At 61.5% G+C, this 13,483-nt stretch carries 14 protein-coding genes; 5 read left to right on the top strand and 9 right to left on the bottom strand.

The genetic code is table 11. From position 1 onward, the window contains the following. Nucleotides 1–3 precede the first annotated feature (3 nt). The 9 genes from RAK1035_RS04780 to RAK1035_RS04740 form a co-directional block, all read right to left on the bottom strand. Nucleotides 4–1,053 carry an ABC transporter permease gene (locus tag RAK1035_RS04780; protein ID WP_008282620.1) on the bottom strand — a complete coding sequence of 350 codons (1,050 nt, stop codon included), beginning with the start codon at nucleotides 1,051–1,053 and terminating at the stop codon, nucleotides 4–6. Further along, on the bottom strand, nucleotides 1,043–2,590 hold the full coding sequence (locus RAK1035_RS04775; RefSeq protein ID WP_008282619.1) for an ABC transporter ATP-binding protein: 1,548 nt from the start codon (nucleotides 2,588–2,590) through the stop codon (nucleotides 1,043–1,045). The genes RAK1035_RS04780 and RAK1035_RS04775 overlap by 11 nt, the downstream gene beginning before the upstream one ends. A 1-nt stretch (nucleotide 2,591) precedes the next feature. Next, on the bottom strand, nucleotides 2,592–3,608 hold the full coding sequence (locus RAK1035_RS04770) for a BMP family protein (RefSeq protein ID WP_441346851.1): 1,017 nt from the start codon (nucleotides 3,606–3,608) through the stop codon (nucleotides 2,592–2,594). Between the two features lie 161 nt (nucleotides 3,609–3,769). Further along, on the bottom strand, nucleotides 3,770–4,603 hold the full coding sequence (locus RAK1035_RS04765) for a transglutaminase-like domain-containing protein (RefSeq protein ID WP_008282617.1): 834 nt from the start codon (nucleotides 4,601–4,603) through the stop codon (nucleotides 3,770–3,772). Continuing rightward, on the bottom strand, nucleotides 4,600–5,649 hold the full coding sequence (locus tag RAK1035_RS04760) for a permease (protein WP_198133612.1): 1,050 nt from the start codon (nucleotides 5,647–5,649) through the stop codon (nucleotides 4,600–4,602). Before RAK1035_RS04760 ends, RAK1035_RS04765 begins: the two co-directional genes overlap by 4 nt. A gap of 47 nt (nucleotides 5,650–5,696) precedes the next feature. Beyond that, a complete protein-coding gene (locus RAK1035_RS04755) occupies nucleotides 5,697–6,020 on the bottom strand; it encodes an ArsR/SmtB family transcription factor (protein WP_008282615.1) in 324 nt (107 codons plus the stop codon). 40 nt (nucleotides 6,021–6,060) lie between these two features. Next, nucleotides 6,061–6,879, bottom strand: coding sequence for an FAS1-like dehydratase domain-containing protein (locus RAK1035_RS04750; RefSeq protein ID WP_008282614.1), 819 nt, complete (start codon nucleotides 6,877–6,879; stop codon nucleotides 6,061–6,063). 9 nt (nucleotides 6,880–6,888) lie between these two features. Continuing rightward, nucleotides 6,889–8,073, bottom strand: coding sequence for an acyl-CoA dehydrogenase family protein (locus tag RAK1035_RS04745; RefSeq protein WP_008282613.1), 1,185 nt, complete (start codon nucleotides 8,071–8,073; stop codon nucleotides 6,889–6,891). 58 nt (nucleotides 8,074–8,131) lie between these two features. After that, nucleotides 8,132–9,097: a LysR family transcriptional regulator gene (locus tag RAK1035_RS04740; RefSeq protein ID WP_008282612.1), complete on the bottom strand. Its 966-nt coding sequence runs from the start codon at nucleotides 9,095–9,097 to the stop codon at nucleotides 8,132–8,134. 153 nt (nucleotides 9,098–9,250) lie between these two features. On the opposite strand from RAK1035_RS04740, the gene RAK1035_RS04735 reads away from it, so the two are divergent. The 5 genes from RAK1035_RS04735 (at nucleotide 9,251) to RAK1035_RS04715 (ending at nucleotide 13,457) form a co-directional block, all read left to right on the top strand. Then, on the top strand, nucleotides 9,251–10,378 hold the full coding sequence (locus RAK1035_RS04735) for a CaiB/BaiF CoA transferase family protein (protein ID WP_008282611.1): 1,128 nt from the start codon (nucleotides 9,251–9,253) through the stop codon (nucleotides 10,376–10,378). Further along, complete coding sequence (locus RAK1035_RS04730) at nucleotides 10,371–11,060, top strand: class I SAM-dependent methyltransferase (protein ID WP_008282609.1); 690 nt, start codon at nucleotides 10,371–10,373, stop codon at nucleotides 11,058–11,060. Before RAK1035_RS04735 ends, RAK1035_RS04730 begins: the two co-directional genes overlap by 8 nt. Before the next feature lie 73 nt (nucleotides 11,061–11,133). Beyond that, entirely contained in the window at nucleotides 11,134–11,841 is a 708-nt protein-coding gene (locus RAK1035_RS04725; RefSeq protein WP_008282608.1) for an ABC transporter permease, read from the top strand. Between the two features lie 13 nt (nucleotides 11,842–11,854). Continuing rightward, nucleotides 11,855–12,604 carry an ATP-binding cassette domain-containing protein gene (locus RAK1035_RS04720; RefSeq protein WP_037298686.1) on the top strand — a complete coding sequence of 250 codons (750 nt, stop codon included), beginning with the start codon at nucleotides 11,855–11,857 and terminating at the stop codon, nucleotides 12,602–12,604. Between the two features lie 25 nt (nucleotides 12,605–12,629). Continuing rightward, a complete protein-coding gene (locus tag RAK1035_RS04715) occupies nucleotides 12,630–13,457 on the top strand; it encodes a substrate-binding domain-containing protein (protein ID WP_008282605.1) in 828 nt (275 codons plus the stop codon). Nucleotides 13,458–13,483 lie beyond the last annotated feature (26 nt).

Raw genomic sequence — 13,483 nt, 5'->3', positions numbered from 1 at the left:
GCGCTATTCCCTCACCACCCGGAACCTCGTGAGCAGAATCGCCAGCACCATCAGCAAGAGCGCCGTGGCCAGCATGATATCGGCCAGATAGGTCGGCACGCCCACCGCGCGGCTCATGCTGTCGGCGCCCACGAAGATGCCCGCCACGAATAGCGCGGCGGCGATGACACCCAACGGATTGAGCAGCGCGAGCATCGCCACAATGATCCCGGTATAGCCAAAGCCGGGGCTGAGATCGAGCGTCAGGCTCCCTTTGACCCCCGCCACCTCTGAGAAACCCGCAAGCGCAGCAAGGCCACCAGACAGAAGTGCGGTCTTGATCAGCACCGCATTGACCGGAATACCCGCAAAGCGCGCCGCCTCGCGGTTCAGGCCGACGGCGCGCATCTCATAGCCCAAGGTGGTGCGGCGTTGAATAACCCAGACAAGCGCGGCGGCAATCAGCGCGAGCGCAAAGCCCCAATGCAGGCGCAGCCCCTCGACGATGCGCGGCAGGCGCGCCTCTGCGATCAGGCGTTCGGATTTGGGCCATCCCATACCCATCGGATCTTTGAGCGGCCCCTCAAGCAGAAGCGAGATGAACAGCAGAAAGATGAAGTTGAAGAGCAGCGTTGTGACCACCTCATCAACGCCAAACCGCACCTTGAGCAGCGCCGGAACAAGCAGAACGACCGCCCCCGCCAGCATCGCCACAAAAACCAGCATGGGCAAGAGCGCTGCGGCGGGCCATTGCAACGCGCCTGTGCCCAGAACAACGGTCATCAACGCGCCTGCGTAAAGTTGTGCTTCGGCACCGATATTCCAAAGCCGGGCACGAAAGGCGACCGCGACAGCAAGCCCGGTAAAAATCAGCGGCGTGGCGCGGTTAAGTGTCTCTAACATGGCGAATTGCGATCCCGCCGCCCCCTTGAGGATCAGCCCCAGCACGGCAAAGGGATTGGCCCCCGCGAGCATCGCCAACAGAGACGCGACAACAACCGTCGCAGCAATCGCCAGCGCAGGCGGCAGGGTGCTGCGGGCGAGGCTCGGATTGGCGATGGGTTCAAGACGCATGCGCCAACCCCCCGTCAAAGCCGTGGCCCGCCATCCACACGCCAAGTTCGGCAGGCGTCATGGTGCCGCGCGCAAATTCCGGTGAAAGCCGCCCTACGGACATCACATGGATCACATCCGACAGGGCCATGATCTCATCCAGATCCTCGGAAATGAGCAAGACCGCCGCTCCCCGGTCGCGCGCCTTGAGCAATTGTTCATGCACATAGTTCACTGCGCCGATGTCCAAGCCGCGCACGGGTTGATTGGCAAGGATGATGCGCGGATTGGCCTCGAGCACGCGGCCAAGGATCAGTTTCTGCATATTGCCACCCGAAAGCAGGCGGATGCGGGTATCCGGCCCGGGACAGCGCACGTCATAGCCTTTGATGATCGCCTGTGTTTCAGCCTCGGCTTGCGACCAGCTCATCCAGCCCGCGCGGCTCATGGGCGGCTTGTGATAGCTTTCCAGAATGGCATTCTCGGTTAGGGAAAAATCAGCAATCGTGCCGGTTTTGTGCCGATCTTCCGGGATGCGGGCGATGCCATGCTCGACAGCGGCACGTGGCGACCATGTGGCCAGTGTGTGCCCATCCAGGTTGATCTGCCCCATCGCAGGTGTGCTTAGGCCGGCAATCAAATCGGCCAGCGCTGCCTGCCCGTTTCCAGAGACCCCGGCAAGCCCGGTGATTTGGCCTGCGCGCAAGCTGACAGTCACCGATTTTAACCCCGGTGCGCTGCCCCGGTCCGGTGTTCCGACTGCTTCGAGATGCAACAGCGCCTTGCCGGGTACGCCGGGGGCAACCCGTGGCGCGCTAACCGTGCTGCCAACCATTGCGGCGGCAAGCGCGTGGCGGTCGGTATCTGTCGTGGCCATTTCTGCCACCACCTTGCCGTGGCGCAGGATCACGACCCGATGGGCGATATCCATCACCTCATGCAGTTTGTGGCTGATGAACACAATCGACAGGCCCTTGGTCACAGCCTCGCGCAGGGTCGTAAAAAGATCGTCGGTTTCCTGCGGGGTCAAGACGGCGGTTGGTTCATCCAGAATAAGAATGCGCGCCTCGCGGTAGAGCGCCTTGAGGATTTCAACGCGCTGCCGTTCGCCAACCGTCAGGCTACCGACACGGGCGTCAGGATCGACCGCCAGATGAAAATCGGCAGAGAGCTTGGCAATCTTGTCGCGCGCGGCGGCACGATCAGACCGCCAACGCCAGAGCGGCTCGGTGCCGAGTGTCACGTTCTCCAGCACAGTCAGATTGTCGGCCAGCGTGAAATGCTGATGCACCATGCCCACGCCCGCCTCGAGTGCGGCGCGCGGATTGCCGGGGGGCAGCGCCCGCCCCATCACCATCACCTGTCCCTCATCGGCGGTGTATTGGCCAAAGAGGATGTTCATCAGCGTGGTTTTACCCGCACCGTTTTCGCCCAAAAGGGCAACAACCTCGCCCCGTCGCAGATCAAGGCTCACCGCGTCATTCGCGGTGAGCGCGCCGAAACGCTTGGTGATGCGATCGAGGCGCAGAACGACCTGCGCCGTGTCTGCGCCTGTCATATCAAGAGGATTTCGGCTCTTCGTCGTTGATCTCGACAGAGAAAGTGCCCGCCTTGATCGCCGCTTCACGTTCCGCCACCAGCGCCATGGCGGCCTCGGGCACTTTGCCCTCGAACGTCCCAAGCGGCGCCAAGGACGATCCGCCCTCTTTCATAAACGAATAGACGCCGTAATCGGCTGCGGTGAACGTGCCCGCATTGACCGCAGCAATCGCGGCATCCAGTGTCGGCTCGAAATGCCAGATGGCCGAGGCCACGACCGTTTCGGGATAGTCGGCTTGGGTGTCGATGACGTTGCCGATGGCCAGCACGCCCTTTTCCTTTGCCGCATCCGAGACGCCAAAGCGCTCAGCATAGAGCATGTCAGCACCGCCTTCGATCATGGCAAAGGCAGTTTCCTTGGCCTTGGGCGGATCGAACCAAGACCCGATAAAGCTTACTTGAAACTTGATCTCGGGGTTCATCTCGCGGGCACCGGCCATGAAGGCATGCATCAGGCGGTTGACCTCGGGGATCGGGAAGCCGCCGACCATGCCGATATTGGCGGTCTTGGTCATCGCGCCCGCAATGATCCCCGAAAGGTAAGAGGCGTCCTGAATGTAGTTGTCGAACACCGCGAAATTCGCGAGCGCCTCATCCTGTTTGAAACTCGACCCCATCAAAAAGGCGATATCGGGATAATCAGCGGCCACTTCACGGGCTTCCTGTTCGACTGCGAACACCTCGCCAATAATGAGCTTGTAGCCCTGTTCGGCATATTCACGCATCACGCGGGCGTAATCTGTGTTCGAGACATTCTCGGAATAGATGTATTCGACATCGCCACGCTCTTGCGCGGTCAGGGCGGCCTTGTGAATACGGCTGACCCATTGTTGTTCAACGGGCACGGTATAGATACCGGCGGTCTTGATCGGTTCGGCGGCGCGCAGCGGCGATGCAAGGCCAGAGGCCCCGGCGATAAGCGCTGCCCCGGCCGAGGTGGCCATAAAGCGGCGGCGGGAAAGTGGCAGGCGTGTCATGTGGTTCTCCATGTTGGCAGGTGGGCAGTCTTTTTGGTTTTACCAATTGGTAAAATTTATCCGGCCGGTTTTCTACAGAAATTTACCGATGGACGAAACTAAACCGCCGGTGGGTCGAGTCCCAGCGGTTTATGCTCAAATTGCGGGCAGGTCCGCAAGGGTCAGGCTGCGGGCAGGCGCGCGATGATGGGTAGTTTCTGCCATGCGCCCCCCGGCCCCGCCTGCATTGGCTCGGCCAAGAGCTTCAGTTGGGCCATTGTTTCGCCCATATCATAGCCGTGGCCCATGGAGTGCCCAAGTGCGACCCGCCAACCGGGACGCGGATTAAGGCCGGGGCGCGTTGGGCCAAGCCCTGCCTTCATGTGATGCGCGATGTCCCAGTCCAGCACTTCGCCCGCATGGCGGGTAACGACCCAGCAATGCATGTCATGGGTAACGCCCCCCTTTTCCGCTGGAAAGAAGTAGCCATAAACGTAACCCGCCTCATAGCCCGCCGCGCGCAGGCTGGCCACGAGATAGGTGTTGATATCCACACAAGAGCCGGGCGTCGTGCCACAAGAGAGATAGGGCACCGCATCGGTGCCATCATTGAACCGCGCGTCGGGATGGGCGTAGATGAAACGTGCCTCCGCTTCGGCCACCAATGCGTCGATGCCCGCGCGCCCCCCACCCGCCTTGGCGGCAAGGGCGCGGCTGGCCTCGGCCAGATCATCGGCGGCGCGGGTATAGCGGGTGATGCGCGGCACATAGACCGCCTCGGGATAGTCTATGCCCTTGGGCGCGGGGGCGATGCGATGCGTAAGCGTGAGGCTTTCGCCCGTCGATTCGATCCAGAGCGCAGCAAGGCCCAACTCGGCCTCTAACACCACGTCGATGATCTGTCCGCCGGTCACGCTTGCCCGCGTGACTGTCTCTTGCGGGCTGCACATCCCCGCCGGGGCCAGCAGGCGCGTGCCGGGTTTCAGGCCGCTCACCTCAATATGCAACTGTCTCATGCCATGTTCCAAAGCTGAAAAAGCAGGCCAGCGGCAAAGGCCCCCGAGAGCGACAGCGCGATATACAACGCAAAGACCCGTGGCTTGACCAAGGCCCAGACTGCGATTGCGGCCGGCAAGGAGGTGACGCCACCGGCCACGAGAAAGGCCAGACCAGCACCGGGGGCCATGCCCTGGCCGATCAAGCCGCCGACCAATGGCAGGGCGGCGTAACCATTCAGATAGGCAGGCACGCCCACCAGAGTGCCCAGCAGGATCGGCCCGATGCCAGTGCCCCCAAGCGCCTGCGTGATGGTCTCTGCCGGGATAAAGGCGAGCATCAGGCTTTCCAGAATAAACGCCAGAGTAAGCCATTTCAGCAGAAACAGGGTCACATTCCATGCCTCACGGCCAAACTTGGCCCGGCGCTCTGGCTCGGACCAAAAGCGCCAGACCACCGGCTTGGGCGCGCGCAGTTTGCTGCCACCACAGCCTCCGTTGCCGATACCGTCGCGCAACGGATCGCTCAGCCCCCCGGCACGGCCCATCAGATGCACAACCCAGCCCCCCATCAGACCCAAACCCACGGCAGCAAGCGTCTTGGCAATCGCGAATTCCAAACCCAAGACCCCGGTCGTGAGGATAAACATCGAGGGGTCCATCACCGGCGAGGCCAACCAAAAGGCCATCACTGCCGACAGCGGCACCCCCATCGCCAAAAGGGCGGCGATAAGCGGTATCACCCCGCAAGAGCAAAAGGGCGAGAGACCGCCCGCGAGGGCCGCAAGCAGGATCATCAAGGCCGGAGCGCCGGTAAAGGCGCGCGCGATCATATTGTCTGCGCCTGTCGCCGTGGCCCACGCCGCGATGCCGATGGAGAGCAGTAGAAACGGTGCAGTGCTGAGGAGGGCGTCGCTGGTAAACAAAAGCGTGGCACGCGCCTGCGTCGCGTCGAAAGCTGCAAGCACGATCAGGATCATGGCTGACACCATCCAGATGCGGTGATCCTTCCATAGGCGCCGCAGCAGGGCGGTGGCGCGCGGTTGAGGCAGGCTTGAGTCTGTCATGTCCATATCCCTAGAAATATCGTTTTGTTAAGCCCAAAAAAGGGCGTTCAGGCAGCCGTTTCTGTCTCTGTTTTGGCCAGTTTCACCCCTGTGCAGCATTCCGAGGTCAGGAAATCCAAGGTCCGGCGCATAGCGGCGTAATCCACGCGGTTGATCACCGTGCGCCCCTGTCTCTCTTGCACCACCAACCCGGCATCGACCAATGCCGAAAGATGATGTGCCAGTGTCGAGGGCGCCTGATCCAGGTGCTGGCCGATGTCGCCCACGTTCAACCCGTCGTCGCCCGCCCGCACCAACAGACGAAAGATCGCAAGGCGCGTGTCATGACCAAGGGCAGCAAGGGCGCGGGCGGTGGGGCTTGTGATACTCATGGGATAAATATAACGATAAATCTAGTTATGTCAATCTATCTCATTCCGCCTGTGCTGCCATGGTCGCCACCCCATCGCCCATACGCCGCACCCGCAGATCAATGCCGCCTTCATGCTGACGGGCCTCAATCGCCACGGGCAGGTTGCAGATAAGCGGCGTCAGCCCGCGATAAGAGAACCGCGCAGGCAGATGGCCTAGAATATGCGTGGCCAGATTCATCATCCAGACCGCCTGCATCGGACCATGCACCACCAGCCCCTCATATCCCTCAACCCCGGTCGCGTAGGGGTGATCATAATGGATGCGGTGACCGTTGAAGGTAAGCGACGAGAACCGGAAAAGCAGGGTCGAATTCGGCGTGATCTGCCATGCGGTTGCATCGGGCCACTCTTCAGCAGCCTCTGGCGTCTTGGTTTGTCCCGGCTTGGGGTCTTCGCGATACACGATGTCCTGCCGCTCGGTCAGACGCGCCACTCCGCCCACGCTATAGTCATGCCGTTGCGTGACAAAGCCCAGCTTGCCGCTGCGCCCCTCCTTGAAGGTTACATCGTCAATCGTCGTTTCCCGCGTGACCAGATCACCGGGCGCAAAGGGCGCGTGAAATTCGATCTCTCCCCCCGCCCACATGCGGCGCGGCAAGGGTAAGGCAGGCAGGAACAGCCCTGTCTTGGGGTGGCAATCACGCCCCAGTTGGTCGGGCGTTACCGTATCGGGAACCAGACACCAATGCAGCCCAACGGGCATCTCCGCCTCGGCCAATGTGCCGGCCAGCGTGGCGCGGTATTCGCGCACCAAGCGTTCGGAAATCGGCTCTGACCGGCTATAGCTGCGCCCGATCCAATCCGCGTAGTCGTTCATTCGCTTCCCCTATTGCCCGCGTCCCGGCCCATAAGACTTTGGCAGGCCCAGCACCTGTTCGGCAATATGGCACAGGATCAGATTGGTCGAAATCGGCGCAATCTGATAAAGCCGCGCTTCGCGGAACTTGCGCTCAACATCATATTCCTCGGCAAAGGCAAAACCGCCATGGGTCTGCATGCAGGCCTCTGCCGCCTCCCAACTCGCCTCAGAGGCCAAGAGCTTGGCGGCGTTCGCCTCGACGCCGGGATTGTGGCCTGCGTCATACATGGCCGCCGCGCGATACACGATCGCCTCAGCGGCCATCATATGCGCCTGCGCGCGCGCCAGCGGAAATTGCACCCCTTGGTTGACCCCGATGGGCGCGCCAAAGACAACGCGCTCGCGGGCATAATCCGACCCGGTCCTGAGGAACCATTTGGCGTCGCCGATACATTCGGCGGCAATCAGAATGCGCTCGGAATTCATCCCTGACAGGATATAGCGAAATCCTTTGCCCTCGTCGCCAATCAGGCAGTCCGCCGGAATACGCAGGTTGTCAAAAAAGACCTCGGTTGTGGCATGGTTGATCATGGTTCGGATGGGGCGGATGTCGATGCCGTGCCCCACTTTGCCGCGCAGATCGATCAGGAACACCGACAGACCGTCAGTTTTCGATTTTGCCTCTTCGCGCGGGGTGGTGCGGGCCAAGAGAACCATCAAATCAGAGTGTTCGACCCGCGAAGTCCAGATTTTCTGGCCGTTGATCACATAGGCATCGCCATCCCGACGCGCGTTGGTTTTCAGCGCCAATGTATCGGTGCCACTGGTCGGTTCCGTCACCCCAAAGGCCTGAAGCCGCAAAGATCCATCCGCGATGCCGGGCAGGTAGGCCGCCTTTTGCGCCTCGGACCCGTGGCGCAGAACGGTGCCCATTGTATACATCTGCGCGTGACAGGCGGCAGCGTTGCAGCCAGAGCGGTGGATTTCCTCAAGAATGACGGCGGCGGCGGTCAGGTTAAGCCCCGATCCGCCGTATTGCTCGGGGATCATCGCGGCCAGATACCCCTCGCGGATGAGCGCATCGACGAAATCCTTGGGATAGGCGCGGCGCGCGTCCAGATCGCGCCAATAGGCGCCGGGAAATTCGGCGCAGACGCGGGCCACACCTGCGCGGATGTCGGCGTAATCTGCGGTTGGATCAAAGGATGTCATGTCTGCCCCTCACACTACTTGGCCCCTAGGTGACAGGTTTTCGATCCCTGCGGAAATATCAATGCCCGCTTGCTGCCATTGGGCGCGCCTGTAGCCGCAGCTCACCTTGCCAGATGCCCCGCCGCACCAGATCGCGCAGCACGTCCAGTGTGATCGCCTCAACCGCACGGCTGGCGCGGCTGGTGGGAAAGGCGGGCTTTGAAACAAGATAGACGGGCCGCACCATATCGGGATCTGTGATGGGCGCGCCCACAAGCTCGCCGCGCGCCACTGCGTCATGGACCGCTGAGGGCGAAAAGATCGCATGACCCGATCCGCGCGCCACCAGTTCCTTGATCTGCGTCATCGCGTCCATCTCGATGGGCACGTTGAGGCGCAGGCCAAGCGGAGTGGCATAGCTCTCGATTGTTTTGCGCAGGCCATGTGCTGCCTCCGGCAGGATCATGTCGAGCGGTTCCAGGGCGCGCAGGGGCACGGCTGTGCCGGGGGGTGTTTCAAACGGCCAGTTGTCCGGGGCGGAATAGACATGTAGGCGCTCATCCAGAACATGGGTGATGCGGAAATGATCCGCGTCCTGAAGATCATAGATCAGCCCCATATCGACCGTTCCATCGGCCACCCATGCCTTGATATACCCGCTCATTGCCTCGACCACGCGCAGACGGATATCGGGCAGTTCCACCCGCACGGTCTCGGCCAGAGGCACGGACAAGACCATAGACACTGACGGCGGCAGTCCAAACCCCACCTTGCCACGTGGCGCGCCTGAGGCATCGCGCATCTCATCCTCGCACCGTGTCATCGCGGTGCTGATCTCGCGGGCATGGCGCAAAAGCACCTGACCTTCGGCAGTCAGAATCGAGCCGCGCGGCGACCGGTCGATCAAACGCACGCCCAGTTCGGTTTCCATCCGCGCCACATGCTGCGAGAGTGAGGGCTGCGCCACACCCAACCGATGCGCCGCCGCCGACAGCGAGGGTGCCTCGGCGATGGCGATGAAATAACGAAGTTGGCGAATATCCATAAGAGAAAGCTCTACCAAGCCGCCCTACCAGAGGGCAAGGCTATGGCACCCCATAGTCGGGCGCTATACCCGTTCAATCACACGGGTATTTCCCAGACCCGGTGCAATAGGGCATGTTCCTGCCAAACCGCACCTAAAAGAGAAGAGGCCCCGATGCGCACAGACCTAGCCGGACTATTGGTTGTTTCCGTCGAACAGGCCGTCGCCGCCCCCTATGCCTCTGGTCGTTTGGCAGAGGCTGGGGCGCGCGTGATCAAGGTCGAGCGGCCCGAAGGTGATTTCGCGCGCGGCTATGATGCGCTGGTTCATGGCGAGAGCGCCTATTTCGTCTGGCTCAACCGGGGCAAGGAATCACTCTGTCTCGACCTGAGACAAGAGGCAGACCGCGCGCTGCTGGAGCGCATGCTGGCGCGGGCGGATATCTTCATTCAGAACCTTGCACCGGGGGCGATTGACCGTCTGGGATTTGCCCCCGACCGATTGCGTGCCGATTACCCGCGTCTTATCACCGTCTCGATTTCAGGCTATGGCGAAGACGGCCCGCTCGCAGACCTCAAGGCGTATGATCTTTTGGTGCAGGCCGAAACCGGCCTCTCGTCGATCACCGGCAATGAGCATGGCCCGGCGCGCACCGGCGTTTCGGTTTGTGATATTGCGGCGGGAATGACCGCCTATCAGGCCATTCTAGAGGCACTGATCGGGCGCGCGACAACCGGCGTGGGGCGGCATATCGCGGTGTCGCTCTTTCATGCGTTGGGCGACTGGATGAATGTGCCCTATCTGCAATATGCCTATGGCGGCAAGGTGCCGCCGCGTGCGGGCCTCAACCATCCCACCATCGCGCCCTATGGCGTGTATCAGGGCCGCGATGGCAAGGCGGTGCTGATTTCAATCCAGAACGAGCGCGAATGGGCGGTGTTCTGCGAGGCGATATTGGGCGATGCCGCGCTGGCCCGTGATCCGCGGTTTGACAGCAATTCAGCCCGTGTTGCCAATCGGGCAGCTTTGGATGCGATCCTGCGGCCTATCTTTGCGGCTCTCCCTCGCGATGCCATGGCAGACCGCCTGCGTGCCGCGCGTATCGCCTATGGCCGCGTCAGTGAGATGGAGGACCTCGTCACCCATCCGCAAAATCGTCACGTCACCGTCGAGACCCCCTCTGGCCCGGTGCAGATGCTGGCCCCCGGCGCGCAGATGGATGGGTGTGATGCCACTCTGGGTGCCGTGCCCGCCCTTGGCGCGCATACCGATACCTTGCGCCAAGAGTTTGGCGATGACTGAAGCGCTGGATACATCCGCGCGCCTTTTGACGATCCTTGCCGACATCGGCGCGCGTGATGTGCTCGACATCGGCTGTGGCCACGGGGCACTGGCGCGCACCCTGCGGCGCGCAGGCTATACTGTGACCGGAATAGACCCCGCGCCCGAGGCAGTGGCCGCCGCGCGCATGGCTGTGCCCGAGGGTCGCTTTGTGCAAGGCGGGGCCGAGGCATTGCCCTTTGCGACGGCATCCTTTGACGCCTGTATCTTCCTTAATTCGCTGCATCACGTGCCCGTACCGCTGATGCAGGCCGCGTTGCGCGAGGCCTTGCGCGTGCTGCGCCCCGGTGGCGAATTGATGATTGTCGAGCCCGTGGCAGAGGGTGCGTTTTTCGAGGTGATGCGCCCGGTTGAGGACGAGACAGAGATACGGCACGCGGCGATTCGGGCAATAGACGCGCTGTTGGCGGCTCGCGTGGCCATCGGCCCTGCGCCCGTCACCTATGAACGGCCGACACCGATGGCTGATCTAGAGGCTTTTATCGCCTCCCTTGCCCGTGTCGATCCTGCCCGCCGCGCGCTGGCAGAGGCGCAGCGTGAAACACTCGGACGGCTTTTTGCGGCGCATGTCAGCGTCGGGCCAAAGGGCCCAGAGTTGATCCAACCGCTACGACTCTGGCGGTTGCGCGCCGCAAAACCCTAAGGGCCTGTCGCGTTAGGGGCTGGCATCTTATGTTTTTTTGTGCTTTTTTTCCCGCAGAGGGGAGAAATCGCACGTGTTCAGCTTTGGCGACATCATGGCAGAGGCGCTGGCGCTGATCCTCAATTGGGATCGAAACCTAAGCGAGATTGTCGTTCTATCGTTGCGCGTGACGCTGACTGCGGTTCTCTTGTCCTGTCTTATCGGGCTCCCGCTTGGGGCATTGGTGGGCGCGTTCCGCTTTCCGGGGCGCGCGGTTGTCACGGTGGTGCTCAATGCGTTGATGGGCCTGCCGCCGGTGGTGGTAGGGCTGTTCGTCTATCTCATGCTGTCGGCCTCTGGCCCCTTTGGTCCGCTTCAATTGCTCTACACGCCTGCGGCGATGATCATCGCGCAGACCATTTTGGTAACGCCTATCGTTGCCGCGCTCACCAAACAGGTGGTCGAAGATCTGCATGGCGAATATGCAGAGCAATTCGCCTCGATGGGCCTGCGCGCCTATCAGCGGGTCACAGCGCTTTTGTGGGATGCGCGCTATAGCTTGATGACCGTGGCATTGGCGGGGTTTGGCCGCGCCGTGGCCGAGGTTGGCGCGGTGCTGATCGTGGGCGGCAACATCAATCACGTGACCCGTGTGATGACCACCACCATCGCGCTTGAGACATCCAAGGGCAATCTGGAACTGGCGCTGGCGCTGGGCGTGTTGCTGCTGGTGATAGCGTTGCTGGTGAATGCGGTGGTCATGGCGCTTCGGGCCTCTGCGGTGCGTGCGGCCTATGCGTGACACGGTGATGGATATGACCCCGGCCAAAGTTGCCACGCAAGATAGTCTGCTCGCGGCGCGCGATCTGTGCTTTCACGCGGGTGGCAAGCGTTTGATTGACAAGGTGTCAGTGGCAATTCCCGAAGGTCGGCGCACGCTTGTCATGGGGGCCAATGGCGCAGGCAAGAGCCTGCTATTGCGCCTTTTGCATGGGCTTTTGCCCGCCACGTCCGGGCAGATTCTATGGCAGGGTGCGGCCCCCGATGATCGGGCGCGGCGCACGCAGGCGATGGTCTTTCAGCGCCCCGTAATGCTGCGCCGCTCCGTGCTGGCCAACCTAAATTTCGCCCTTTCGGTGCATGGTGTCCGTGGGGCAGAGCGCGCAGAGCAAGCGGCGCGTGCCCTTGATATGGCAGGGCTGAGCGATCTGGCGCGGCATCCAGCGCGGGTGCTGTCGGGTGGCGAGCAACAGCGGCTTGCCTTGGCACGGGCGTTGATCTGTAAACCGCGTCTTCTGTTTCTAGATGAGCCCACCAGCAGCCTCGATCCCGCATCAACCCAGAGAATCGAGGATCTGATCAACGCCGCCCATGGGCGCGGTGTGACCATCGTCATGATCACACATGACATGGGCCAAGCGCGGCGCATGGGCGACGAGGTGATTTTCCTGCATGCCGGCCAAGTGGCTGAAAGCGGCCCGATTGACCAAGTTCTTGGCCACCCCAAGTCTGAGGCCGCGCGCGCTTGGACCCAAGGTCGGCTCTACACAAGTTCAACCTTTTGAAATCCAAACGAAACGGGAGTTTTTCATGCTCAGACGTCACCTCTTTTCGCTTGCCGCCGGTGCGGCGCTTGCTTTGGGCCTTTCTGGCACTGTACAGGCGCAGGATCAGTTCATCGTGGTGCAATCCACCACCTCCACCCAGAATTCTGGGCTATTCGATCACCTTCTGCCGATTTTTCAGGACAAAACCGGCATCGAGGTGCGCGTCGTGGCCGTAGGCACCGGGCAGGCCATCAATAATGCGATGAATGGCGACGGCGACGTGCTCTTTGTCCATGCCAAGGCTTCTGAAGAGAAATTCGTGGCCGAAGGCCATGGGCTACAACGCTCTGACGTGATGTATAACGATTTCATCCTTGTTGGCCCCTCTGCCGATCCGGCGGGTATCGCCGGGACCAAGGATATTGCGGCGGCTTTGACCAAGATCGCAGAGGTCGGTGCCCCCTTTGCCTCGCGTGGGGATGATAGCGGCACCCACAAGGCGGAATTGAAGCTCTGGAAAGAGGCGGGCGTTGATGCTGCTGCCGCGTCCGGCGGGTGGTATCGTGAAACCGGCTCAGGCATGGGCGCCACGCTGAATACTGGCACGGCCATGGGCGCGTATGTGCTGACCGACCGTGCCACGTGGATTTCCTTTGGCAACAAGGGTGAGTATCAAATCGCAGTCGAGGGCGATAATCGCCTCTTCAACCAATATGGCATCATCCTTGTGAACCCGGAAAAGCATGCGAATGTTAAGGCCGAAGCCGGGCAGATGTTCATTGATTGGATTCTGTCGACCGAGGGGCAGCAGGCCATAGCTGATTACAAGATCGACGGTCAGCAATTGTTCTTCCCGAACGCAGAAGGCTAAGCCAAGGCTGAACAGAGCTTTGAAAT

Origin of the sequence: Roseovarius sp. AK1035 (assembly GCF_003288315.1) — a bacterium.
In the GTDB taxonomy this organism is placed as follows: domain Bacteria; phylum Pseudomonadota; class Alphaproteobacteria; order Rhodobacterales; family Rhodobacteraceae; genus Roseovarius; species Roseovarius mucosus_A.
This window is presented reverse-complemented; position numbering and strand designations above follow the sequence as displayed.

What these genes read in the sequence shown, in the direction of transcription:
- RAK1035_RS04730 (WP_008282609.1), top strand. Translation starts at nt 10,371, where the DNA reads ATGACTGAAGCGCTGGATACATCCGCGCGCCTTTTGACGATCCTTGCC.
- RAK1035_RS04750 (WP_008282614.1), bottom strand. Translation starts at nt 6,879, where the DNA reads ATGAACGACTACGCGGATTGGATCGGGCGCAGCTATAGCCGGTCAGAG.
- RAK1035_RS04715 (WP_008282605.1), top strand. Translation starts at nt 12,630, where the DNA reads ATGCTCAGACGTCACCTCTTTTCGCTTGCCGCCGGTGCGGCGCTTGCT.
- RAK1035_RS04740 (WP_008282612.1), bottom strand. Translation starts at nt 9,097, where the DNA reads ATGGATATTCGCCAACTTCGTTATTTCATCGCCATCGCCGAGGCACCC.
- RAK1035_RS04775 (WP_008282619.1), bottom strand. Translation starts at nt 2,590, where the DNA reads ATGACAGGCGCAGACACGGCGCAGGTCGTTCTGCGCCTCGATCGCATC.
- RAK1035_RS04765 (WP_008282617.1), bottom strand. Translation starts at nt 4,603, where the DNA reads ATGAGACAGTTGCATATTGAGGTGAGCGGCCTGAAACCCGGCACGCGC.
- RAK1035_RS04780 (WP_008282620.1), bottom strand. Translation starts at nt 1,053, where the DNA reads ATGCGTCTTGAACCCATCGCCAATCCGAGCCTCGCCCGCAGCACCCTG.
- RAK1035_RS04755 (WP_008282615.1), bottom strand. Translation starts at nt 6,020, where the DNA reads ATGAGTATCACAAGCCCCACCGCCCGCGCCCTTGCTGCCCTTGGTCAT.
- RAK1035_RS04720 (WP_037298686.1), top strand. Translation starts at nt 11,855, where the DNA reads ATGACCCCGGCCAAAGTTGCCACGCAAGATAGTCTGCTCGCGGCGCGC.
- RAK1035_RS04770 (WP_441346851.1), bottom strand. Translation starts at nt 3,608, where the DNA reads ATGACACGCCTGCCACTTTCCCGCCGCCGCTTTATGGCCACCTCGGCC.
- RAK1035_RS04745 (WP_008282613.1), bottom strand. Translation starts at nt 8,073, where the DNA reads ATGACATCCTTTGATCCAACCGCAGATTACGCCGACATCCGCGCAGGT.
- RAK1035_RS04760 (WP_198133612.1), bottom strand. Translation starts at nt 5,649, where the DNA reads ATGACAGACTCAAGCCTGCCTCAACCGCGCGCCACCGCCCTGCTGCGG.
- RAK1035_RS04735 (WP_008282611.1), top strand. Translation starts at nt 9,251, where the DNA reads ATGCGCACAGACCTAGCCGGACTATTGGTTGTTTCCGTCGAACAGGCC.